Origin of the sequence: Micromonospora coxensis (genome assembly GCF_900090295.1) — a bacterium.
Lineage (GTDB): Bacteria > Actinomycetota > Actinomycetes > Mycobacteriales > Micromonosporaceae > Micromonospora > Micromonospora coxensis.
In genome coordinates, this window is the sequence record NZ_LT607753.1 from 3,490,275 (window position 1) to 3,510,937 (window position 20,663).

The following is a 20,663-nucleotide window of genomic DNA, read 5'->3' on the forward strand; positions in this document are numbered from 1 at the left end:
GAAGAAGAAGGAGGCAGACGCTATGGGCTCCGTCCGCGTCGCCATCGTCGGTGTGGGTAACTGCGCCTCGTCCCTCGTGCAGGGCGTGGAGTACTACCGGAACGCCGACCCGAACGACCGCGTCCCGGGTCTCATGCACGTCACCTTCGGCGACTACCACGTATCGGACGTGGAGTTCGTCGCGGCGTTCGACGTGGACGCCAAGAAGGTGGGCATGGACCTCGCGGAGGCGATCGTCGCCAGCGAGAACAACACCATCAAGCTCTGCGACGTGCCGCCGACCGGCGTCAGCGTGCAGCGCGGCCCGACCTTCGACGGTCTGGGCCAGTACTACCGCGAGATCGTCGAGGAGTCGGACGCCGAGCCGGTCGACGTGGCCCAGGCGCTGCGTGACGCCCAGGTCGACGTCGTCGTCTCCTACCTGCCGGTCGGTTCCGAGCAGGCCGACAAGTTCTACGCGCAGGCCGCGATCGACGCCGGCTGCGCGTTCGTGAACGCCCTGCCGGTCTTCATCGCCTCCGACCCCGAGTGGGCGAAGAAGTTCGAGGACGCGGGCCTGCCGATCGTCGGTGACGACATCAAGAGCCAGGTCGGCGCCACCATCGTGCACCGCGCGCTGGCGAAGCTCTTCGAGGACCGCGGTGTCGAGCTGCTGCGCACGTACCAGCTCAACTTCGGCGGCAACATGGACTTCATGAACATGCTGGAGCGCAACCGCCTGGTCTCGAAGAAGATCTCGAAGACCCAGTCGGTGACCTCGCAGATCCCGCACGAGATGAGCAAGAGCGACGTGCACATCGGCCCGTCGGACCACGTGCCGTGGCTGGACGACCGCAAGTGGGCGTACATCCGCCTGGAGGGTCGCTCCTTCGGTGACACCCCGCTCAACGCCGAGCTCAAGCTCGAGGTGTGGGACTCGCCGAACTCGGCCGGTGTCATCATCGACGCCGTCCGGGCCGCGAAGATCGCCCTGGACCGGAAGATCGGTGGCCCGATCCTCTCCGCCTCCTCGTACTTCATGAAGTCCCCGCCGGTGCAGTACGCCGACCACGACGCGCACGCCGCGGTCGAGTCCTTCATCAAGGGCGAGGTCGAGCGCTGACGCGCTGACGCTCCACCGGGCGGGCGCACACCCGCACCAGCACGGCCGAGGGCCGGGTCCGTACGGACCCGGCCCTCGGCGCGTACGCGTCGCTACTTCGCCCAGGACGGCTTGGTCCGCCGGGCCAACTGCGCCCGCTGGTCCTCCGCCGCCAGTCCGCCGCTCGAGGGCAGGATCGACGGGTTGACGCTGCCGGACGCGACGACGAACGCGACCACGTCCAGGATCACGTGGGTGGTCTGCTGCGCGTGCACGGAGATCTGGTCGGCCAGCGGGTTGATCCCGGTCAGGAAGAAGTTCGACAGGGTCTGACCGGCCTGGAAGTTGATCGACGAGAAGGCCGGCGGACGCTGGCCCGGGTCCGGGAAGATCTGCAGGAAACCGGCGGCGAGTGCGCCGGTGACGGTCACGTTGCCGTACACGGCCTCACCGAGGAAGACGTAGTCGTCCAGGTTGACCTGGATCGTGTGGCCGCGCAGCAGCCGGCCGGCGCTGTCCAGGTTGCCGGCGGGGTTGACGATGCTCTTCCGACCGGCGGCGGTCCGGGTGTCGATCACCCGCTGCGGCACCACCGGAACCAGCTCGTTCGAGTTGGCGTTCGTCCGGACGTACTCGACGAAGTTGCCCTCCATGGGTGGCAGGCCCGGACTGGTCACGGCCCAGATCGTCCCGGCGGTGTCCAGCGAGACCGAGCCCACCTCGGCGTGCCAGCCGAGGCCCCGTCCGGTCGGCGTCAGCCGCAGGGCCGGACCTGAGAACGGGACGCCGTCCGGATCGGTCTCGACAGTCGTGTTCTCCAGCCGCAGGGGCGCGGAGGTGAGCGAGCCGCCGCGCAGGGTGGTGGGGGTGCCGGCCTCGTTGACCTGCCCCTGGAGCACCGGCTCGCCCGGTGCGGCCTGGGCCTGCCCGGCGGTCGCGGCTCCCACCGCCGCCGTGCCGGCGAGACCGGCGGCGACGGTCGAGGCGCGGCGCAGCAGGAGACGGCGGTCGAGGGTGCGGTCCTGGTCGTTGCTCACGATGTTTCTCCCCGTGGTCGTGGTGCGGTGTACCTCGTGCCGGTGGAACGTCCCACCGCGGCACCGGGTTGCACCCGGACAGCAACCGGATCTCGGGAAGTTCAGGACCAGGCGCGCCGGAGGGCGACGCCGGCCTCCAGCTCCAGCAGCTTCACCTTGCGCTCCACGCCACCGCCGAAGCCGACCAGCTTGCCACCCGCGCCGACGATCCGGTGGCAGGGCACGAGCACCGGGACCGGGTTGCGGTTGCAGGCCACCCCGACCGCCCGTGCGGCACCGGGGTCGCCGACCAGCCGGGCCACCTCGCCGTAGGTGAGCGTCTCCCCGTACGGGATGCGGGTCATCTCCCGCCACACCGCGCGCTCGAACTCGGAGCCGCGCCGGGCCGCCACCGGCACGCCGAATTCGGTCAGCTCCCCGGCGAAGTACGCCCGCAGCTCCGTAACCGTCCGCCGGGCCAGCGCGTCACCGGGCTCGTCGACCGCCGACTCCACCCGGCCGAAGTGCGCGCCGCACACCGCCTCGTCGTCGGTGGCCACGGAGAACTCCCCGATCGGCGAGTCGAGCACGGTCCAGCGCATGCGCCGATTCTTCCTCCACCCGGAGCGGACCACCAGCGCGGCCGACTACGCCCGGCCCCGCTGATCGACACCGGATGCGGTATGTCCCGGTGTCCGCAGAGCCGGACACCGCGACACGCCGCACATCGCGGGGACGCGCGACGGAGGTGGGCGGAGATCACGGCCCGGAAATGTTGCACGACGTCGATACGGTGCAGGTCGTGGCCACGGGGACCTTCATCTTCCTGATCATCGGCGGGGCGGGTGTCGCCGTGCTGGCGCTCTCGCTGCTCGGCACCGAACTGTTCCACTTCGGTCACGCCGACGTCGACGGGCCGGTCTCCGTCGAGGCGGTGGCCGGCTTCCTCGGCGCGTTCGGCTTCGGCGCCGCGATCGTCAACGAGCTGCTCGGTGGTCGTACCGCCGGGACGGTCGCGGTGGCGGCGGCCGGCGGCGCGCTCGCGGCCGTGCCCACCGCCTGGCTGGCGGCCCGCCTCAGCCGGGCCGCGCGGAACATGCGCACCGACCCCACCCCCACCCGCGACGACCTGGTCGGCGCCATCGGCCTGGTCGTCACGCCGGTGCCCGCCGCCGGTTACGGCGAGGTCCGGGTACGCGTCGCCGGCCAGCCGGTGAAGCTCAACGCCCGCGCGGACCATCCGATCCCGGTCGGCGCGCAGATCTTCGTCGTACAGGCGCTGAGCGAGACCAGCGTCCACGTCGAGACCTACTGACCCCCTCCCTTCCCCTCCTCGCAGAGACGGAACCTGCCCATGCCCCTCGTCATCGCCGTCGGCGGCGCGGTCCTCCTCGTCCTCGTGCTCGTGCTCTTCGTGCTCTCCCGGATCAAGGTCGCCGGCCCGAACGAGGCGTTCATCGTCACCGGGCGCAAGGGCCGGACGACGCAGACCGCCGACGGTGGCCGGTCCACCGACATGTCCGGGCAGAAGGTCGTGCTCGGCGCGTCCGTCTTCGTGCTGCCGGTGGTGCAGAAGCTCCAGTCGCTCGACCTGTCCAGCCGCCGTATCGACGTCGGCATCCGGGGCGCGGTCAGCAAGCAGGGCATCCGGGCGGACCTGCACGGCGTCGCCATCGTCAAGGTCGGCGGCACCGAGGACGCGATCCGCGCCGCCGCCCAGCGCTTCCTGCACCAGCAGGACGAGATCGACAACTTCACCCGGGAGGTGCTGGCCGGCGCGCTGCGCTCGATCGTCGGTCGGCTCACCGTCGAGGAGGTCATCCGGGACCGGGCGGCGTTCGCCAGCGCGGTCGCCGAGGAGGCCGAGCACTCGATGACCAACCAGGGCCTGGTGCTGGACACCTTCCAGCTCCAGGACATCCTGGCCGAGGGCTCCTACCTGCAGGACCTGGGCCGACCGGAGGCCGCCCGGGTGCTCAAGGACGCGGCCATCGCCGAGGCGCGGGCCCGGCAGCAGGCCGAGCAGGAGCGGCTGCTCGCCGAGGAGGCGATCGCCGAGGCCAACCGGAACCTGTCGCTCAAGCAGGCCGCCATCCAGGCCGAGATCGACGCGGCGAAGGCGAAGTCGGCGGCGGCCGGGCCGCTCGCCCAGGCCGAGCGGGACCAGGCGATCCTCTCCGAGCAGCAGAAGGTGGCCGAGCGCAACGCCGAACTCAAGCAGCGTCAGCTCGACACCGAGGTGCGCAAGCCCGCCGACGCGGCCCGGTACAAGGTGGAGCAGGAGGCCGAGGCGGCCCGCAACGCGGCGGTGCTGAACGCCGACGCGCAGCGGCAGTCCGTGATCGCCGCCGCCCAGGCCGCCGCCGAGCAGGCCCGGCTCACCGGTGAGGGCGAGCGGGCCCGGCGGGCCGCGCTGGCCGAGGCGAACGCGATCGAGGGCGCCAAGGAGGGTGAGGCGGAGCAGCGCCGGCGCTCGGCGATCGCCGAGGCGGTCGAGCGGGAGGGCCAGGCCGAGGCCGCGGCGATCCTGGCCAAGGGGCAGGCCGAGGCGGACGCGATGGCGCGCAAGGCCGAGGCGTTCGCCGCGTACGGCGAGGCGGCCGTACTGGACCTGCTGGTCAAGGTGCTGCCGCAGGTGGTCGAGGCGGCCAGCGCCCCGATCGGCGCGATCGACAAGATGACCGTGATCTCCACCGACGGCGCGTCGTCGCTGACCAAGTCGGTCGCCGGCAACGTCGCCCAGGGGCTCCAGCTCGGCAGCGACCTGACCGGCATCGACCTGGCCGGCCTGCTCGCCAAGCTGGGCTCGGCGTCGACCGCCGGCAACGGCAAGGCGCCCGTCGAGGGCACCACCGTCGAGACCCGCTGACCGTACGACGACGAAGGGGCCGCCCGGCGAACCGGGCGGCCCCTTCGGTGTCCGTCAGGCCAGGCCCTGCTCGCGGGCCCAGCGCAGCAGCTCCGCCTCCGCCTCCGCGCGCTCCAGCGGACCGCGTTCCAGGCGCAGCTCCTTGAGGTGCTGCCAGGCCCGGCCGACCACCGGCCCCGGCGGCACGCCGAGCAGCTCCATGATGGCGTTGCCGTCCAGGTCGGGACGGACCCGGGCCAGGTCCTCCTCGGCCGCGATCCGGGCGATCCGCTCCTCCAGCGCGTCGTAGTCCGCGGCGAGCTGCGCGGCCTTGCGGCGATTGCGGGTGGTGCAGTCCGAGCGGGTCAACTTGTGCAGCCGGGGCAGCAGGTCGTCGGCGTCGGTGACGTACCGGCGCACCGCCGAGTCGGTCCACTCGCCGCGGCCGTACCCGTAGAAGCGCAGGTGCAGCCCGACCAGCTTGGTCACCTGGGCGGTGACGTCCTTGGGGTAGCGCAGGGCCTTCATCCGGGCCTTGGTGAGCCGGGCGCCGACCACCTCATGGTGGTGGAAGCTGACCCGGCCGTCCGGCCCGACCGCCTTGGTCGCCGGCTTGCCCACGTCGTGCATCAGCGCGGCCATCCGCAGGACGAAGTCACAGCCGTCCTCCTCGTACGAGACGGCGTTGCTCACCACGGTGAGCGTGTGCTCGTAGACGTCCTTGTGCTGGGCGTGCTCGTCGATCTCCAGCTTGAGCCCGGTCAGTTCGGGCAGGAACCGCTCGGCCAGCCCGGTGTCGACCAGCAGCCGCAGCCCGGTGATCGGATCGGCGCCGCAGAGCAGCTTGGTGAACTCGTCCCGGATCCGTTCGGCGGTGATCCGGTCGAGGTCGGCCGCCATCCGGGTCATCGCCTCGCGCACCTGCGGGTGCACGGCGAAGCGGAGCTGAGCGGCGAACCGGGCCGCACGCAGCATCCGCAGCGGGTCGTCGCCGAACGACTCCCGGGGCGTGCCGGGGGTACGGATCACCTTGGCGGCGAGGTCGTCGAGGCCACCGTGCGGGTCGGTGAAGCGGTGGTCGGGGAGGCTGACCGCCATCGCGTTGATGGTGAAGTCGCGCCGCCGCAGGTCCTCGGTGAGGCTGGTCCCGTACTCGACGATCGGGTTGCGGCTGACCTGGTCGTACGCCTCGGCCCGGTAGGTGGTGACCTCCAGCCGGAGCCCGTCGCGCTGGCAGCCGATGGTGCCGAACTCCCGACCGGTCTCCCAGATCGACTCGGCCCAGCCCTTGACGATCCGCAGCGTCTCGTCGGGGTGGGCGTCGGTGCAGAAGTCCAGGTCGTCGCCGAGCCGACCGAGCAGGGCGTCGCGGACCGATCCGCCCACCAGGTGCAGTTCGTGACCGGCGCGCGCGAACCGGCGGCCGAGCTCGTCGGCGACCGGGGAGACGCGGAGCAGTTCGGCGACGGCGTTGCGCTGCGCGGCGGTGAGTTCGCGGCGGTCGGCGGCGTGGGGAGCGGAGGCTTCGGACATGGGAGCGCCAGCCTATCGGGCCGGGCCGTGATCTGATCCGCCGGGCGCGGGTATGCCACCCGGGTTGACTATGGTCATGGCGTGCGGGCCGGCGCCGGTTCCGACGTACCCCTTGGAGGCTGGAGATGAGCGGCGGGCTCTACCGCAGCGCGAACGCCGCGCAGGGAGGCGGGCCGCCGCCGGGCGACGACGCCACCTTCATCTCCGCCGAGCCGCTGAACCAGCCCGGGGTGGAGGCCACCGCGCCCCCGCAGGAGGTGGTGGCGGAGACCAGCGCCGCGGCGAACAGCGCGGTGATGGCGGTCGGCAGCCTGGTCAGCCGGGGCACCGGCTTCATCCGCAACCTGATGATCGGCGCGGCGCTCGGCAGCCTGGTCGGTGACGCGTTCACCACCGCGCTGTTCCTGCCCAACCAGGTGTACGAGTTCCTGCTCGGCGGGGTGCTCACCAGCGTGCTGATCCCGGTGCTGGTACGGCGCCGCAAGACCGACCCGGACCGGGGCGAGGCGTACGCGCAGCGGCTGCTCACCCTGGCGGTGCTCGCGCTCGCCGTCACCGTGGTCATCGCGTTGCTGCTGGCCTCGACGCTGACCGCCATCTACGCCGGCGGCAAGGACGAGAACTACACCGGCCTGGTCACGAACCTGTCGTACCTGATGCTGCCGATGCTGTTCTTCACCGGCGTGAGCGCGCTGATCGCCGCGGTGCTGAACACCCGGGGGCACTTCGCCGCGCCGATGTGGGCGCCGATCCTGAACAACCTCGTGGTGATCGGTGTCTTCGGCCTCTACATCGTGGTCTACGGCGCGAAGGCGCTGCGCCCGGAGCAGATGGGGTGGGGCCGGATCCTGCTGGTCGGCGGGGGCACCCTGCTCGGCGTGGCGGTGCAGACCGCGGGCCTGCTGCCGGCGCTGCGCAAGGTGGGTTTCCGCTGGAAGTGGCGCTTCGACTTCCGCGAGCTGGGGCTGCGCGAGCTGGCCCGACTCGGGGCGTGGATGTTCTGCTACGTCGCGGTCAACCAGCTCGGCCTCTTCGTGGTGGTCAACCTGCTCACCCGCGCGGCGGGCGAGAACAGCGCCGGACTGCTGATCTACAACAACGTCTTCCTGCTGCTGATGATGGCGCACGGCATCATCGCCGTCTCGATCATCACCGCGTTGATGCCCCGGATGAGCGGTGCCGCCGCCGACGGCCGGTTCCACGACCTCACCGCCGACCTGTCCCGGGGCACCCGGATGGTCACCGCGGTGCTCGCCCCGATCGCGGTCTGCTACGCGGTGCTGGCCGCGCCGATCTCGGTGGTGGTCTTCCGGTACGGGGCGTTCACCGGCGACAACGCGGTGGCGACCTCGACGGTGCTGCTGGTCGCCGCGGTGGGGCTGGTGCCGTTCGCGATCAGCCAGCTCTTCACCTTCGCCTTCTACGCCCTGCCGGACACCCGTACCCCGGCGCTGGTCAACATCCCGGTGGTGGCGCTGCGGGTGGCCCTCCAGATCGGGCTGTACCTCGTCTTCTCGACCACCTTCGCGGCGGCGGGCATGATGCTCGGCAACGCGATCTCGTACCTGGCCGCCGCGGTCATCTCGGCGATGCTGCTGCGTCCCCGGGTGGGTCGGATCGGCCTGGGCGGGATCATGCGGACGATGGGCAAGGTGCTGGTGGCCGCGCTCGGGGCGGCCCTGGTCGGGCTGCTGGTGGTGGCCCTGCTGCCCGGTGACCGGGAGGACCTGGGCTGGCTCGCGGCGGCGGTGCAGCTGGTGGTCGGCGGCGCGGTGATCGGCGGGACGTACCTGGGGCTGGCGATGGTCCTGCGGATCGGCGAGATCACCGAGGTGGTCGGGATGGTGCGGCGGCGGCTCGGCCGCTGAGGCGGCGCCGTCCGTGGTGCTGGACGACATGCCGCCCGCTCCGGCCGGCGGACACGGAGTGTCAACGAGGATCACCAGCCTGGGGACACGGCTGTGGATAACTCCGCGATTCCCCGGTCAGCGACCGAAAGGTCCTGTGGACAACCAGCCGTACGGTGGAGCATGGCGAGCCGTTCGGCGGGAACCCGGTGGGACGTCGCCGGACCGCCACACCCAGGTCGGCCCCTGCGACGGCTACTTGCGGTCAACCCGTAGATTGGCTAGTACATGTGCCAGCAACGTGGCTGACAACGGTCGCAACCGGACGAGGTCGGTCACATCAGGCACGTCGCCGCAGGCGGCGGGAAGATGACATGTCGGTATGACGGGCAGTCCGGGTAAGGTCGCTCTGGACGGACACGGCAGGTGGCCGACGGCTCGCGTCGACGCGCCGACCGGTTCCATCGAAGGCAGAGCGGGAAGCCACATGCCCAGCAGCGCGGGTCCATCGATCGACACGATCACCGAGGGAGGACGGGTGACCCAGGTCGGCGAGGGTCAGGAGGCGGAGGAATCCGCTCCTCCGGTCATGACCTTCGGTGCTCCCACGGCCGGTGAGATCCTCGCCGAGCGGTACGAACTGGTCGAGCACATCAACAACGACAGCGCCGGGCGACTCGTGTGGCGAGGGGTCGACGTCGTGCTGCGCCGACCGGTCGCGGTCGTGCTGCGCTACCCGGGCGGCGACTCGGCCACCGAGATGCTCCAGGCCGCGGTGGCGGCCAGTCGGGTCATCCACCCCAATCTGGTCGGCGTCTACGACGCGATCGACGAGGGCGAGCGGGCGTACGTCGTCCGCGAGTGGGTCGACGGGCGGTCGCTGCGCGAGCTGGTCGCCGCCGGCCCGCTGGACCCGGCCCGCGCCACCGCCATCGGCAACGCCGTGGCCAGCGCGCTCGCCTCCGTGCACGCCACCGGCATGGTGCACGGCAACGTCCACCCCGGCACCGTGATGATCAGCGACGACGGCCGGGTGGTGCTGGCCGACGCGCGCACCGACGGCGACGACAGCCAGGAGAACGACGTCCGGGCGGTCGGCGGCATCCTCTACTTCGCTCTCACCGGGCACTGGCCGCACGCCGAGGCCCCGCTGCGGGGCGCGACGGCCGGGCACGGCCGGGCCGCCATCGTTGACGCCGTCCGCGACGCCAGCGGTTCCATCGCCGCCCCGCGACAGGTCCGGGCCGGTGTGCCGGCGTACCTCGACGACCTGACCATGGACCTGCTCGACCCGGAGATCGCGTCGCCCTCGTCGGACGTGCTCGCCGCCGAACTGGGTCGGCTCGACATCCCGGCCGAGGACCACTTCCTCGACCAGACCGGCACGATCCGTTTCAGCGCGGACCCGGGCGACGACCCGTCGCCGCTGGCCGCCGCCGGTGGCCGCAAGGTGGCGATCGGCATCGCCGGTCTGCTGGCGGTCGCCCTGGTCGGCCTCCTCATCGGCATCAGCGCGTTCGGTGGGGACAAGTCCCCCGACACCCAGCCGGTCGCCCGCCCCTCGGCGAGCGCGCCGGCCGCCGCCGGGACGACCGCCCCCGCCCCGGCCGTCAAGAACCTCACCATCCAGGACGTCCGGATCATCGACCCGGACAGCAGCGACCGCGCCGAGGTGCGCAACGCCGAGAAGGTCATCGACGGCGACGAGGACGAGGGCTGGGAGACCGCCAGCTACCGCAACCACGGCAAGTTCGGCGGCCTCAAGAAGGGCATGGGCATCTGGATCGACCTGGGCGCCCCGCACACGGTGAAGTCGCTCCAGGCCACCCTGTCGTCCACCGGCGCCTCCGCGGAACTGCGCGCGGGCCTCGCCGACTTCCCGTCCAGCTCCTCCGGCGACAAGCAGCTCGTCGCCAGCTACACCACGCTGATCGGGCAGCCGTTCGAGGGGCACGACGGCACCAAGATGACCTTCAACGGGTTCGACGCCGACAAGCAGTACCAGTACCTGCTCTTCTGGATCACCGAACTGCCGGAGAAGGACAGCGGGGACGGCTGGAAGCTCGGCGTCCAGGAGATCAAGGTCCAGGGTTCGTGAGCCGTCCGCCGCGATCCCGGCACCACCCCCGCCGGGTGTGGTGATGGCGGGTCGCGGCGGGCATACGCCCGAGCCGGCGACCGGCTCCCTCCCGCCGGTGACGCTGTCGGCCGCCGAGGCCTCCGACCTCGACCTGCTCCGCGCCCACGTCGCCGGTGACCGGGACGCCTTCACCGAACTCTTCCACCGGCACCGGGACCGTCTCTGGGCGGTGGCGCTGCGGACCCTCGGCGACCGCGAGGAGGCCGCCGACGCGTTGCAGGACGCGCTGCTCTCCGCCCACCGGGCCGCCGCCCGGTTCCGGGGCGACTCCGCCGTCACCACCTGGCTGCACCGCATCGTGGTGAACGCCTGCCTGGACCGGATCCGCCGCCGTCAGGCCCACCCGACCGTGCCGCTGCCCGACGGCACCCGCACGGAGGAGGGCACCGGCGGCGGAGTGGAGCCGGCCGCGCCGGCCACCGACCACGACACCGCGCTGGTGGTCCGGCAGGCCCTGGCCGCGCTGCCGGTCGAGCAGCGGGCCGCGCTCGTCCTGGTGGACGTGCAGGGCTACCCGGTCGCCGAGGTCGCCCGCATCCTCGGCGTGGCCGAGGGCACGGTCAAGAGCCGCTGCGCCCGGGGCCGGGCCCGGCTCGCGGTGCAGCTCGGGCACCTGCGCACCGGTGACGACCCGGCCCCGCCGGGCCCCGATCCCGCCGGCCGGGACGTGCCCGGCGTCACCATCGGGAACCCACGGACTCCGGACAGCGTCCGATCGGGGTCGGGGCGCTTTCGGCGGGACGCCAACCAGGAGGACACGTGACGACCGGGGAGTTCAGCGGGGTCGATCACGACCTGCTCGCCGACTACCTGGGCGGGGCGCTGGACGGTACCCCCGAGGAGGCGACGGTCGCGCGGCTGGTCGCGCAGGACCCGGCCTGGGCCGAGGCGTACGCCGCGCTGGCTCCCGCCGTCGCCCGGACCACCGCCGACCTGGGCGCGCTCGCCGCTGTCGAGATGCCAACCGCCGTCGTCGAGCGACTCACCGCCGTACTGGCCGGTGCGGGACCGGGCAACGCCGGCCAGCCGCTGGACGCCGCCCCCGTCGACCGGCCGGACACCGCCCACCGTCCCGGATCCCCGGTCGTGCCCGCGCAGGGCGGCGGCGCGGCACCGCGTACCCCGGGATCCCGGCGTGACGACGTCGCCGGGCCGGGCCGGCGGCGCCGGCGCTGGGCCCGCCTGGCCGCCCCCACCGCGCTCGCCGTGGCCTCCATCGCCGCCGTCGGGTTCGGCGTCGGGCACCTGCTGGACGGCTCCGGCGCGACCGACGGCGCCGAGTCGACGGCGGCCGGCCCCGCTGCGGCCGCCGACCAGGGCTCGTTCCGGGTGACCGTGGCCCCGCAGCGCAGCGGCACCGACTGGACGCCGGAGTCGCTGGCCGCCGGCGCCGCCGCGAGCGTGCTGCCCCGACTGGCCACCGAGGTGCCCGGGATGGCGCCCGGCGAGGTCCCCGGGGAGATCCGGCAGGCCGGCCCCGGCGGGCTGGACCGGCTCGGCGCGCCCGACGCCCTCAAGGACTGTCTCGCCGAGGTCGCCGCCGCCCACGGACGCGCTCCGCTCACCGTCGAGTTCGTCGACTACGCCGCCTTCCGGGGTGAGCCGGCGCTGGTGCTCCGGTTCGCCGACCGGACCGGCGAACGCTGGGCCTGGGTGAGCGGGGCGGAGTGCGGTGTGCCGGGGTCCGGCGCGGACACCCGCTACCAGGCGCGGGTAGGGTGAGGTCGCGGTCAACGGTCGGCCGTCGCCGCGTGACGTGACCCACCGGACGACCGGTTCGGGAATCCCCGGTTCGTACGATGACGTTCTGCAAGTCAGTCGCCGACGTCGCTGAGCCGTCGGCACTCGGATCGATGTCGGTGCGCCGCCGATGTCGAACACACACATCGGGAGACGGCAGTGGACGAGGTCCGCAACCTGATCATCATCGGCTCCGGGCCGGCCGGCTACACGGCGGCGGTCTACGCCGCACGCGCCAACCTGAAGCCCCTCGTCATCGAGGGTGTGCAGTCCGGCGGCGCGCTGATGACCACGACCGAGGTGGAGAACTTCCCCGGCTTCGCGGACGGCATCCTCGGCCCCGAGCTGATGGACAACATGCGCAAGCAGGCCGAGCGGTTCGGCGCGGAGTTCCTCACCGACGACGTCACCCGGGTCGAGCTCAAGGACACCGGCATGATCGGGTCGGACGCGGTGAGCACCGTCTGGGTCGGGCAGACCGCCTACCGGGCGAAGGCCGTCATCCTCTCCACCGGCTCGGCCTGGCGTCCGCTGGGTGTGCCGGGGGAGCAGGAGTACCTGGGCCACGGGGTGTCGTCCTGCGCCACCTGCGACGGGTTCTTCTTCCGTGGCCAGGACATCGTGGTGGTCGGCGGTGGCGACTCCGCGATGGAGGAGGCCAGCTTCCTCACCCGGTTCGCCGACTCCGTCACCATCATCCACCGGCGCGACTCGTTCCGGGCCAGCAAGATCATGGCGGAGCGGGCGCTCGGCAACGACAAGATCAAGGTCGAGTGGAACACCACCGTCGAGGAGATCCTCGGCGAGGACGGCAAGGTCAGCGGGGTCCGGGTCCGCAACGTGCACAGCGGTGAGACCAAGGTGCTGGACGTGACCGGCGTCTTCGTGGCGATCGGCCACGACCCGCGCAGCGAGCTGTTCCGGGGCCAGGTCGAGCTGGACGACGAGGGGTACGTCAAGGTCGAGGCCCCGAGCACCCGGACCAGCGTGCCGGGCGTGTTCGCCGCCGGCGACGTGGTGGACCACACCTACCGGCAGGCCATCACCGCCGCCGGCACCGGCTGCGCCGCCGCCCTCGACGCCGAGCGCTTCATCGCCACGCTGCAGGGCTGAAAACCGAGAACGAACGCCTGAGGAGGAGGGTCATAGTGGGAGCAACAAAGGTCGTCACCGACGCGAACTTCGCCACCGACGTGCTGAAGTCCGCCAAGCCGGTGCTGGTGGACTTCTGGGCCGAGTGGTGCGGGCCGTGCCGCAAGGTCTCCCCGCTGCTGGAGGAGATCGCGGGCGAGATGGGTGACCAGGTCACCATCGTCAAGCTCAACATCGACGAGAACCCGGAGACCGCCCGCGCCTACCGGGTGATGTCCGTGCCGACCCTGACCATCTTCAAGAACGGCGAGCCGGTGCAGTCGATCGCCGGCGCGAAGCCCAAGGGCGAGCTGGTCCGGCTCATCCAGTCGGCGCTCTGAGACGACGTACCACCGCGACCCCCGCACCCGTACCGGGTGCGGGGGTCGCGTCCTGTTGGCTCCTGACCTGGGCGAACCCCCGCCCGGAGCAGGACCGGTCACGATACGCTCCGTAAGCGTCCGCTGGGCGGAGCGTGCCGATCGCCACGCGACACGTGACCGTGGCACCGGCCAACCAGCAGCAGAGGGGGTCGTACGTGCGTCCGATCCGACCCGGTGACCGTGGGCCCGCGGTGACGGAGATCCGCACCGTCCTCACCGGCCTCGACCTGCTCCCCCCGTCGACCGACGACGAGTTCGACGGGGCCACCGAACGTGCCGTGCGGGCCTTCCAGCAGTCCCGTGGGCTCAGCATCGACGGGCGGGTCGGCGCGGAGACGTGGCGGGCCCTGGACGCCGCCCGCTGGCGGCTGGGCGCCCGCACCCTCTACCACGCGGTGCCCGAACCCCTCACCGGCGAGGACGTCCGCTCGCTCCAGGAGCGACTGCTGGAGATGGGGTACGACGTGGGCCACGCCGACGCCATCTACGGCATCCGCACCTCCCGGGCGGTGGCCCAGTTCCAGCGGGAGGTGGGGTTGAAGCCGGACGGGTCCTGCGGGCCGCACACCATGGGCGCGCTGCGCCGCCTCGGGCGCAAGGTCGTCGGTGGCCGCCCCCAGTGGTTGCGCGAGTCCGACGCGATCCGGCAGTCCGGCCCGACCCTCGTGGGGCGCACCGTGGTGATCGACCCCGGCCACGGCGGCACCGACCCCGGCGTGGTGGTGCCGGACGGCCCGCTGCGCTGGACCGAGGCGGACCTGGTGCACGACCTCGCCAGCCGCCTGGAGGGACGGCTCGCCGCCGCGGGCGTACGGGTCCAGCTCACCCGGGGACCGTCGCCGGCGACCTGCCTGCCGGACGCCGACCGGGCGCAGCTGGCCAACTCGCTCGGCGCGGACGTGTTCATCTCGCTGCACACCGACGAACACGCCAACCCGGAGGCGGAGGGGGTGGCCACCTACCACTACGGCACGGACAACGGCGTCACCTCGACCACCGGCGAACGACTGGCCGGACTGGTGCAGCGGGAGATCGTGGCGCGGACCGGGCTGCGGGACTGCCGTACCCACGCCAAGGCGTGGGACCTGCTGCGGCTGACGAAGATGCCGGCGGTCCGGGTCGAGGTCGGCTACCTCACCTCCCCCCGGGACCGGGGACGGCTGGTCGACCCCCGGTTCCGCGACCGGGTGGTGGAGGCGATCGTGGCCGCCGTGCAGCGGATGTACTTCCCCGTCGAACGGGACGTGCCGACCGGCTCGATCGACGTCAGCGAGCTGCGGGCGGTGGTGGCCGCCGGGGCGGTGGTCGACTGAGCGGACGCGTCGGAGGCCGGCCGGGCCGGTCCGGCCGGATCGCGGCGGTCAGCCCGAGGTGCTGCGGGTGGCCGGGGCGGGGCGGACCGGGCGGAGCAGCGTCTCGGGGCTCATCGAGCCGAGCAGCTTCTCCAGCGCGTACTCGACGTCCGACTTCCAGCTCAACGCGGTGCGCAGCTCCAGCCGCAGCCGGGGGTAGCGGGGGTGCGGGCGGACGGTCTTGAAGCCCACCGAGAGGAAGAAGTCGGCCGGGGCGACACAGGCCCGGGTGGCGTCCCCCGCGTCGTCGCCGAACTTGGCGTCGCCGAACGCCTCGATCGCCTTGATGCCCCGCTTGGTGAGATCCCGGGCGACGCCCTGCACGAGCATCCGGCCCAGCCCGCCGCCGGCGAACGCCGGCACCACGTTCGCGGTCATCAGCAGCGCCGCGTCCGCCGAGACCGGGGAGGTGGGGAAGGCCATCGAGCGGGGCACGTAGGCGGGCGGGGCGTACATGACGAACCCGGCGGGCATCCCGTCGACGTACGCCAGCTTGCCGCAGGAGCCCCACTCCAGCAGGGTCTGCGAGACCCAGGCCTCCTTCTCCAGTCCCGGGTCACCGGCGGCGCACGCCCGCTCGGCGGAGACCGGGTCGAGTTCCCAGTACACGCACTCCCGGCACGGGCGGGGCAGGTCTTCCAAGGTGTCCAGGGTCAGACTGACCAGACGTCGCGACATCGGCGGGCCCCCACAATAGGCTCGGAGGTGGAACCGGCGCGCACCACCGCCGCCACTCCGCCCCCGACGAGCGATCGTACGCCCCCCGCCGACCGTACGGGAGGGGACGCGCGAATGCCCACCCGAGCCGGTCATGGCCGGTCCGGGATGTGGACGTACCCGAACTCACGGGTCCGGACGCGGCGCGGGCGGACTACGATCGAGCGACCGGCGTCCCGCGCCGCCATGGTCGCCGGCACCGCGGGTACCCCAGCGGGCGGCAGCCCGACCGACACCCGATCGAGGTGATGTCATGACCGGCACGACGCTCGACGACTACACCGACCGCTACGCGCGGCGGGTCCGGGGCATGACCGCCTCCGAGATCCGGGCGCTCTTCGCGGTGGCCAGCCGGCCGGAGGTCGTCTCGCTCGCCGGTGGCGCCCCCTACATCGCCGCGCTGCCGCTCGACGCGGTCGGCGAGATGCTCGGCAAACTGGGCTCGGAGCACGGCGTCACCACCCTCCAGTACGGCATCGGCCAGGGCACCCTGGAGCTGCGCGAGCGGATCTGCGAGGTGATGGCCCTCTCCGGCATCGACGCGTCCTGCGGCGCCTCCCCGGACGACGTGGTGGTCACCGTGGGCGGGCAGCAGGCCCTCGACCTGGTGTCCCGCCTCTTCCTGGACCCGGGGGACGTGGTGCTCGCCGAGGGCCCGACGTACGTCGGCGCGCTCGGGGTGTTCCAGGCCGCCCAGGCCCAGGTCGTGCACGTGCCGATGGACGACGAGGGGCTGGTGCCGGAGGCGCTGGAGGTGGCGATCGCCGACCTGGCCCGTGCCGGCCGGCGGGTGAAGTTCCTCTACACCATCCCCACGTACCAGAACCCGACCGGCGTGACGCTGAGCGAGGAGCGCCGGGAGCGGGTCCTCGACATCTGCGAGCGCGCCGGGCTGCTGGTGGTCGAGGACGACCCGTACGGCCAGCTCGGCTTCGAGGGGGAGGCCCCCGCACCGCTGCGCGCCCGCCGCCGGGACGGGGTCTTCTACCTGAGCACCTTCTCCAAGACGTTCGCGCCCGGCCTGCGGGTGGGCTGGATCCTCGCCCCGCACGCGGTCCGGGACAAGCTGGTGATCGCCAGCGAGGCGCAGATCCTGTGCCCGAGCGGGTACGCCCAGGCCGCCGTGGCGACGTACCTGTCGACCATGCCCTGGCGGGAGCAGCTGAAGGTCTACCGCGAGGTCTACCGGGAGCGGCGGGACGCCATGCTCTCCGCCCTGGAGGACCTGATGCCGGAGGGCACCACCTGGACCAACCCGGCCGGTGGGCTGTTCGTCTGGACGAACCTGCCCGACGGGCTCGACGCGAAGGCGATGATGCCGCGCGCCATCGCCGCCCGGGTCGCCTACGTGCCGGGTACCGGCTTCTACGCCGACGGGTCCGGCACCGGCAACATGCGGCTCAACTTCTCCTTCCCGCCGCCGGAGCGGATCCGGGAGGGCGTCCGCCGGCTGGCCGGCGTCATGGAGCAGGACATCGCCATGCGCAAGGTCTTCGGCACGGTCACCCCGGCCGGCCGCCGCCGGCAGGGCGGCGCGGATGCGCCGGGCCCCGACTTGGCATGATTCCGGCATGGCTGTCACCTCTGCCGACCGAGTTCCCGTGACCGACCCCGCCACCACCGACCTGCACGTGCTGGTGCTCGCCGGCGGCCTCTCGTACGAGCGCGACGTCTCGCTGCGATCCGGCCGTCGCGTGCTCGACGCGCTGAAGACGGTCGGTGTCGAGGCGGAGCTGCGGGACGCCGACGTGGCGCTGCTGCCCGCGCTGACCGCCGACCCGCCGGACGCGGTGGTGATCGCGCTGCACGGCGCCACCGGCGAGGACGGCTCACTGCGCGGTGTGCTCGACCTCTGCGGCGTGCCGTACGTCGGTTGCGACGCCCGCGCCTCCCGGCTCGCCTGGGACAAGCCCTCGGCGAAGGCGGTGCTGCGCGAGTTCGGCATCCCCACCCCCGACTGGGTGGCCCTGCCGCACGACCGCTTCTCCGAGCTGGGCGCGGTGGCGGTGCTGGAGCGGATCGTCGACCGGTTGGGCCTGCCGCTGATGGTGAAGCCGGCCCAGGGCGGGTCCGGCCTGGGCGCCGCCGTGGTCCGGGACGTCGCGGCCCTCCCGGCCGCGATGGTGGGTTGCTTCGCGTACGACTCGACGGCGCTGGTGGAGCGGTACGTGCCCGGCATGGACGTGGCGGTCTCCGTGGTCGACCTGGGCGACGGGCCGCGCGCGCTGCCGCCGGTGGAGATCGTGCCGCGCAACGGCGTGTACGACTACGCCGCCCGCTACACCGCCGGCCGCACCACCTGGCACGCCCCGGCCCGGCTGGAGGAGTCGGTCACCGAGACGGTCACCGAGGTGGCGCTCGCCGCGCACACCGCGCTGGGCCTGCGGGACCTCTCCCGGGTCGACATGATCGTCGACGCCGACGGGCGGCCGCACGTGCTGGAGGTCAACGTGTCGCCCGGCATGACGGAGACGTCGCTGCTGCCGCTCGCCGTCCAGGCGGCCGGGCTGGACTTCGGGCGGGTGCTGGGGTCGTTGGTGGCCCGGGCCGCCGCCCGACGGTCCTGACGCGCCCACCGCCTGATCCCGGTTCTCCGAGTCCGTCCGGTCCGTGGCGTGTCACGGCCCGGGTGGGTGCCGTCTCGTGCCGGTGGTCCCCCTCGCTCACGACTGCGACGGGGTGAGTGTGGCCCGCTGCGTGAGTCCGGTCCGCCGCGTGAGTCTGCTCTGCCTCGGCTTGGTCCGCCGCGTGATCCTGCTCTGCCTCGTGGCCTGCTCCGCCGCTCGAGCCTGCTCCGCCTCGTGGCCTGCTCCGCCTTCGTGGTCTGGTCCGCTGCGTGGGTCTGGTCCGCTGAGTGCCGGTGGCAACTTGCTGCCGATGGCCGGCGCGGCGGCGAGCGGATGGTGCCCACCGGCCGGCGTGGCGCCGGCATCACCACTGCGGCGTAGCTGCGGCCACCCGACCCGCGCGGTGGTCAGCGGTTGTTCGCGGCCGGTGAGTCCTCCGGCTTCGTGGCGCCGCTCGATGCCGCACCGGGCCGGGGACTGCCGTTCTGCTCTGTCCCCGCCGGCTCGTCGTCCGTCGCGGAGTCGGCACCGCTGCCTGCGGCGTCGGACGCGGCGATCTCGGACCCGTCCGCGTCGGAGCCGACAGCGTCGGTTTCCACCGCGTCCGACCGGGCGGCGTCCGACCGGATGGCGGTGGGCTCGGCGGCGGTGGAGCGGGTGGCGGCCTCGTCGGCGGTCGGCCGGTCGGTGGTCGGCCGGTCGGCGGGCTGTCCGGCGTCGTCGAGGTCGGTGACGTCCTCGACGACCTCGACCGGGATCTCCTCCTCGGACTCGATCACCGACACGGCCTCGTCGTCCCGGGACCTCTGCGCGGCATCGGACTGGTCGGCGAGGCTGGACGGTGCCTGCCACTGGATGCGCGGCGGTTCGGCGAGCGGACGCCCACCGAACTCGGCGAGCCAGGCGGCCACCATGGCCAGGTTCTCCCGCCACTGCGACTCGGAGATGGGCGGAAGGATCGAGTCCCACAGGGAGAGGAAGGTGCCCCGCAACTGGAGCCGCCCGTACGGCCGGGCCAGGAACCACATGTGCAGGTGCGCCGAGCCGTCACCCCACCGGTTCACGTGGACGCGGGCGACACCGTCCAGCGACCGGATGGCGCGCTCCAGCCGTACCGTCATCACCCCCAGTTCGGCGGCGAGCAGGTTGGGCAGGTCCCCGAGATCGAGGTGCGATCGGGACTCCAGGATCAGCACCATGGGCAGACCGGTGGGCCGGTCCATGGCGCGTACCCGCCATCGCTCACCCACCCAGATGTACGCCTCATCGGGCGCGTTGCAGGCGGTGCATTCCCGATGCGCCTCGCCCTTGCGGGGCGGCTCGACCGGCACCGGGTCGTCGAGCTGCTTGAGACGGATCTCGCCCTCGAAGGGGAACGAAGGCCACTGGGTGAAGTCCGGAAGCGCGGGAGGGGTGTCGTGCACGAGGCTGACCCTAACCGAGGAGAGCACCCCTGTCCCTACTCCGAACGACGGTGATCATGAGCCGGTCTCACGCGGTCGGAGGCAGTGACCCTGAGCGGTCGAGAGCCATCACAGAGCAGTTGTCCACAGGCTGATGAGATCACCACCACTCCACGTCATCCACAGGTCAGAGCACTGCGCTGAGCGCTGTTTCACGTGAAACGGGGTGGGCCTGTGGAAAACCGCTGTGGATAACTTCGGGCCTCCTCCACAACGTCGGTCACAGGGTTCGCGGGCCCGTTCGTCCAACGATCGAGGCGGCCGGTCGGCTGCTGCCCGCCCGCCCCCGATCTCGGATCGTTTGTCGGCGGGCTCCGGCTCTCGTGGCGACGGCGGGAGGGGCGGCAAGGTGCCCGTGGCGTGACACCGGCACGGACCGACTGACGACGCGCGGTGGAGAACTGCCCGAGCTGCTGACGGGTGACGAACCTGCGGTTGGGAGCTGGTGAGTGCCCGGGCTCGGTGAATGCCCGGGCTCCATGAAGGGCCTGAGCCGGCATGCCGGGTCAGTGCCCGACCTCCGGGCTCCAGCTCGTTGCTCAGCCGACCAATGCTCTGGCTCGACATCTCACCCAGGGCCTCACGGGCCGACACGTCCCCGGCTTCTGACAGCAGCACGGCATCCTGGTTCCACGTGAAACAAGCGGGGTCACTACGCAGAATCCGATGTGCTGCCGCCCAGCTAAATCACGCTGCTACGGCAGCGCGGCCCACCGGCACCGTGTGCCCGCATCGTCGGCCTCTCCGCCCACGTCCACGTCAACCACGCCCGGTTGCCGCCCGGCCTTCTACCCAGCGGCGGCACGGCACGGTTTCACGTGAAACGGTCAAGGGCGCTGGCATGC

The 20,663-nt window shown here is 72.5% G+C and carries 17 protein-coding genes; 12 read left to right on the forward strand and 5 right to left on the reverse strand.

What is annotated here, in order from left to right:
• Positions 1-22: 22 nt before the first annotated feature.
• Entirely contained in the window at positions 23-1,102 is a 1,080-nt protein-coding gene (locus GA0070614_RS15785; RefSeq protein ID WP_088976677.1) for an inositol-3-phosphate synthase, read from the forward strand.
• Between the two features lie 92 nt (positions 1,103-1,194).
• Here GA0070614_RS15785 and GA0070614_RS15790 read toward each other — a convergent pair whose 3' ends face one another.
• Positions 1,195-2,118 carry a hypothetical protein gene (locus GA0070614_RS15790; RefSeq protein WP_088976678.1) on the reverse strand — a complete coding sequence of 308 codons (924 nt, stop codon included), beginning with the start codon at positions 2,116-2,118 and terminating at the stop codon, positions 1,195-1,197.
• 101 nt (positions 2,119-2,219) lie between these two features.
• Positions 2,220-2,699 carry a methylated-DNA--[protein]-cysteine S-methyltransferase gene (locus GA0070614_RS15795; protein ID WP_088976679.1) on the reverse strand — a complete coding sequence of 160 codons (480 nt, stop codon included), beginning with the start codon at positions 2,697-2,699 and terminating at the stop codon, positions 2,220-2,222.
• Positions 2,700-2,869: 170 nt separating this feature from the next.
• Between GA0070614_RS15795 and GA0070614_RS15800 the strand changes: the two genes are divergently transcribed.
• Positions 2,870-3,412, forward strand: a complete 543-nt coding sequence (locus GA0070614_RS15800; RefSeq protein ID WP_088976680.1) for a hypothetical protein — start codon at positions 2,870-2,872, stop codon at positions 3,410-3,412.
• Positions 3,413-3,451: 39 nt separating this feature from the next.
• Positions 3,452-4,966, forward strand: coding sequence for a flotillin family protein (locus tag GA0070614_RS15805; RefSeq protein ID WP_088976681.1), 1,515 nt, complete (start codon positions 3,452-3,454; stop codon positions 4,964-4,966).
• 54 nt (positions 4,967-5,020) lie between these two features.
• Here GA0070614_RS15805 and GA0070614_RS15810 read toward each other — a convergent pair whose 3' ends face one another.
• Positions 5,021-6,478, reverse strand: coding sequence for a CCA tRNA nucleotidyltransferase (locus GA0070614_RS15810; protein ID WP_088976682.1), 1,458 nt, complete (start codon positions 6,476-6,478; stop codon positions 5,021-5,023).
• Positions 6,479-6,603: 125 nt separating this feature from the next.
• Here GA0070614_RS15810 and murJ point away from each other — a divergent pair, with 125 nt between their 5' ends.
• The 7 genes from murJ (at position 6,604) to GA0070614_RS15845 (ending at position 15,032) form a co-directional block, all read left to right on the forward strand.
• Positions 6,604-8,346 (forward strand): murein biosynthesis integral membrane protein MurJ, encoded by a 1,743-nt coding sequence (gene murJ, locus GA0070614_RS15815; protein WP_088976683.1) that lies wholly within the window; start codon positions 6,604-6,606, stop codon positions 8,344-8,346.
• A 466-nt stretch (positions 8,347-8,812) separates the two neighbouring features.
• A complete protein-coding gene (locus GA0070614_RS15820; protein WP_088976684.1) occupies positions 8,813-10,423 on the forward strand; it encodes a protein kinase family protein in 1,611 nt (536 codons plus the stop codon).
• 37 nt (positions 10,424-10,460) lie between these two features.
• The gene (sigM, locus tag GA0070614_RS15825) at positions 10,461-11,228 is read left to right on the forward strand and encodes an RNA polymerase sigma factor SigM (RefSeq protein WP_408630692.1); all 768 of its coding nucleotides are present in this window, start codon (positions 10,461-10,463) and stop codon (positions 11,226-11,228) included.
• On the forward strand, positions 11,225-12,187 hold the full coding sequence (locus GA0070614_RS15830) for a hypothetical protein (RefSeq protein WP_088976685.1): 963 nt from the start codon (positions 11,225-11,227) through the stop codon (positions 12,185-12,187). Before sigM ends, GA0070614_RS15830 begins: the two co-directional genes overlap by 4 nt.
• Before the next feature lie 177 nt (positions 12,188-12,364).
• Positions 12,365-13,318, forward strand: a complete 954-nt coding sequence (gene trxB / locus GA0070614_RS15835; RefSeq protein WP_088976686.1) for a thioredoxin-disulfide reductase — start codon at positions 12,365-12,367, stop codon at positions 13,316-13,318.
• A 35-nt stretch (positions 13,319-13,353) separates the two neighbouring features.
• Positions 13,354-13,677, forward strand: coding sequence for a thioredoxin (gene trxA, locus GA0070614_RS15840; RefSeq protein WP_088976687.1), 324 nt, complete (start codon positions 13,354-13,356; stop codon positions 13,675-13,677).
• A 197-nt stretch (positions 13,678-13,874) separates the two neighbouring features.
• Positions 13,875-15,032, forward strand: a complete 1,158-nt coding sequence (locus GA0070614_RS15845; RefSeq protein WP_088979458.1) for an N-acetylmuramoyl-L-alanine amidase — start codon at positions 13,875-13,877, stop codon at positions 15,030-15,032.
• 48 nt (positions 15,033-15,080) lie between these two features.
• Here the strand turns inward: GA0070614_RS15845 and GA0070614_RS15850 are convergent, their stop codons facing one another.
• The gene (locus tag GA0070614_RS15850; RefSeq protein ID WP_088976688.1) at positions 15,081-15,749 is read right to left on the reverse strand and encodes a GNAT family N-acetyltransferase; all 669 of its coding nucleotides are present in this window, start codon (positions 15,747-15,749) and stop codon (positions 15,081-15,083) included.
• 292 nt (positions 15,750-16,041) lie between these two features.
• Between GA0070614_RS15850 and GA0070614_RS15855 the strand changes: the two genes are divergently transcribed.
• Positions 16,042-17,352, forward strand: coding sequence for an aminotransferase-like domain-containing protein (locus tag GA0070614_RS15855; RefSeq protein WP_088976689.1), 1,311 nt, complete (start codon positions 16,042-16,044; stop codon positions 17,350-17,352).
• Positions 17,353-17,359: 7 nt separating this feature from the next.
• Positions 17,360-18,355, forward strand: coding sequence for a D-alanine--D-alanine ligase family protein (locus GA0070614_RS15860; protein ID WP_088976690.1), 996 nt, complete (start codon positions 17,360-17,362; stop codon positions 18,353-18,355).
• 407 nt (positions 18,356-18,762) lie between these two features.
• On the opposite strand, the gene GA0070614_RS31155 is transcribed toward GA0070614_RS15860, so the two are convergent.
• Positions 18,763-19,779 (reverse strand): hypothetical protein, encoded by a 1,017-nt coding sequence (locus GA0070614_RS31155; RefSeq protein WP_231933297.1) that lies wholly within the window; start codon positions 19,777-19,779, stop codon positions 18,763-18,765.
• Positions 19,780-20,663 lie beyond the last annotated feature (884 nt).

What these genes read in the sequence shown, in the direction of transcription:
- murJ (WP_088976683.1), top strand. Translation starts at nt 6,604, where the DNA reads ATGAGCGGCGGGCTCTACCGCAGCGCGAACGCCGCGCAGGGAGGCGGG.
- GA0070614_RS15855 (WP_088976689.1), top strand. Translation starts at nt 16,042, where the DNA reads ATGACCGGCACGACGCTCGACGACTACACCGACCGCTACGCGCGGCGG.
- GA0070614_RS15860 (WP_088976690.1), top strand. Translation starts at nt 17,360, where the DNA reads ATGGCTGTCACCTCTGCCGACCGAGTTCCCGTGACCGACCCCGCCACC.
- GA0070614_RS15800 (WP_088976680.1), top strand. Translation starts at nt 2,870, where the DNA reads ATGTTGCACGACGTCGATACGGTGCAGGTCGTGGCCACGGGGACCTTC.
- GA0070614_RS15785 (WP_088976677.1), top strand. Translation starts at nt 23, where the DNA reads ATGGGCTCCGTCCGCGTCGCCATCGTCGGTGTGGGTAACTGCGCCTCG.
- GA0070614_RS15805 (WP_088976681.1), top strand. Translation starts at nt 3,452, where the DNA reads ATGCCCCTCGTCATCGCCGTCGGCGGCGCGGTCCTCCTCGTCCTCGTG.
- GA0070614_RS15795 (WP_088976679.1), bottom strand. Translation starts at nt 2,699, where the DNA reads ATGCGCTGGACCGTGCTCGACTCGCCGATCGGGGAGTTCTCCGTGGCC.
- GA0070614_RS15850 (WP_088976688.1), bottom strand. Translation starts at nt 15,749, where the DNA reads ATGTCGCGACGTCTGGTCAGTCTGACCCTGGACACCTTGGAAGACCTG.
- GA0070614_RS15810 (WP_088976682.1), bottom strand. Translation starts at nt 6,478, where the DNA reads ATGTCCGAAGCCTCCGCTCCCCACGCCGCCGACCGCCGCGAACTCACC.
- GA0070614_RS15820 (WP_088976684.1), top strand. Translation starts at nt 8,813, where the DNA reads ATGCCCAGCAGCGCGGGTCCATCGATCGACACGATCACCGAGGGAGGA.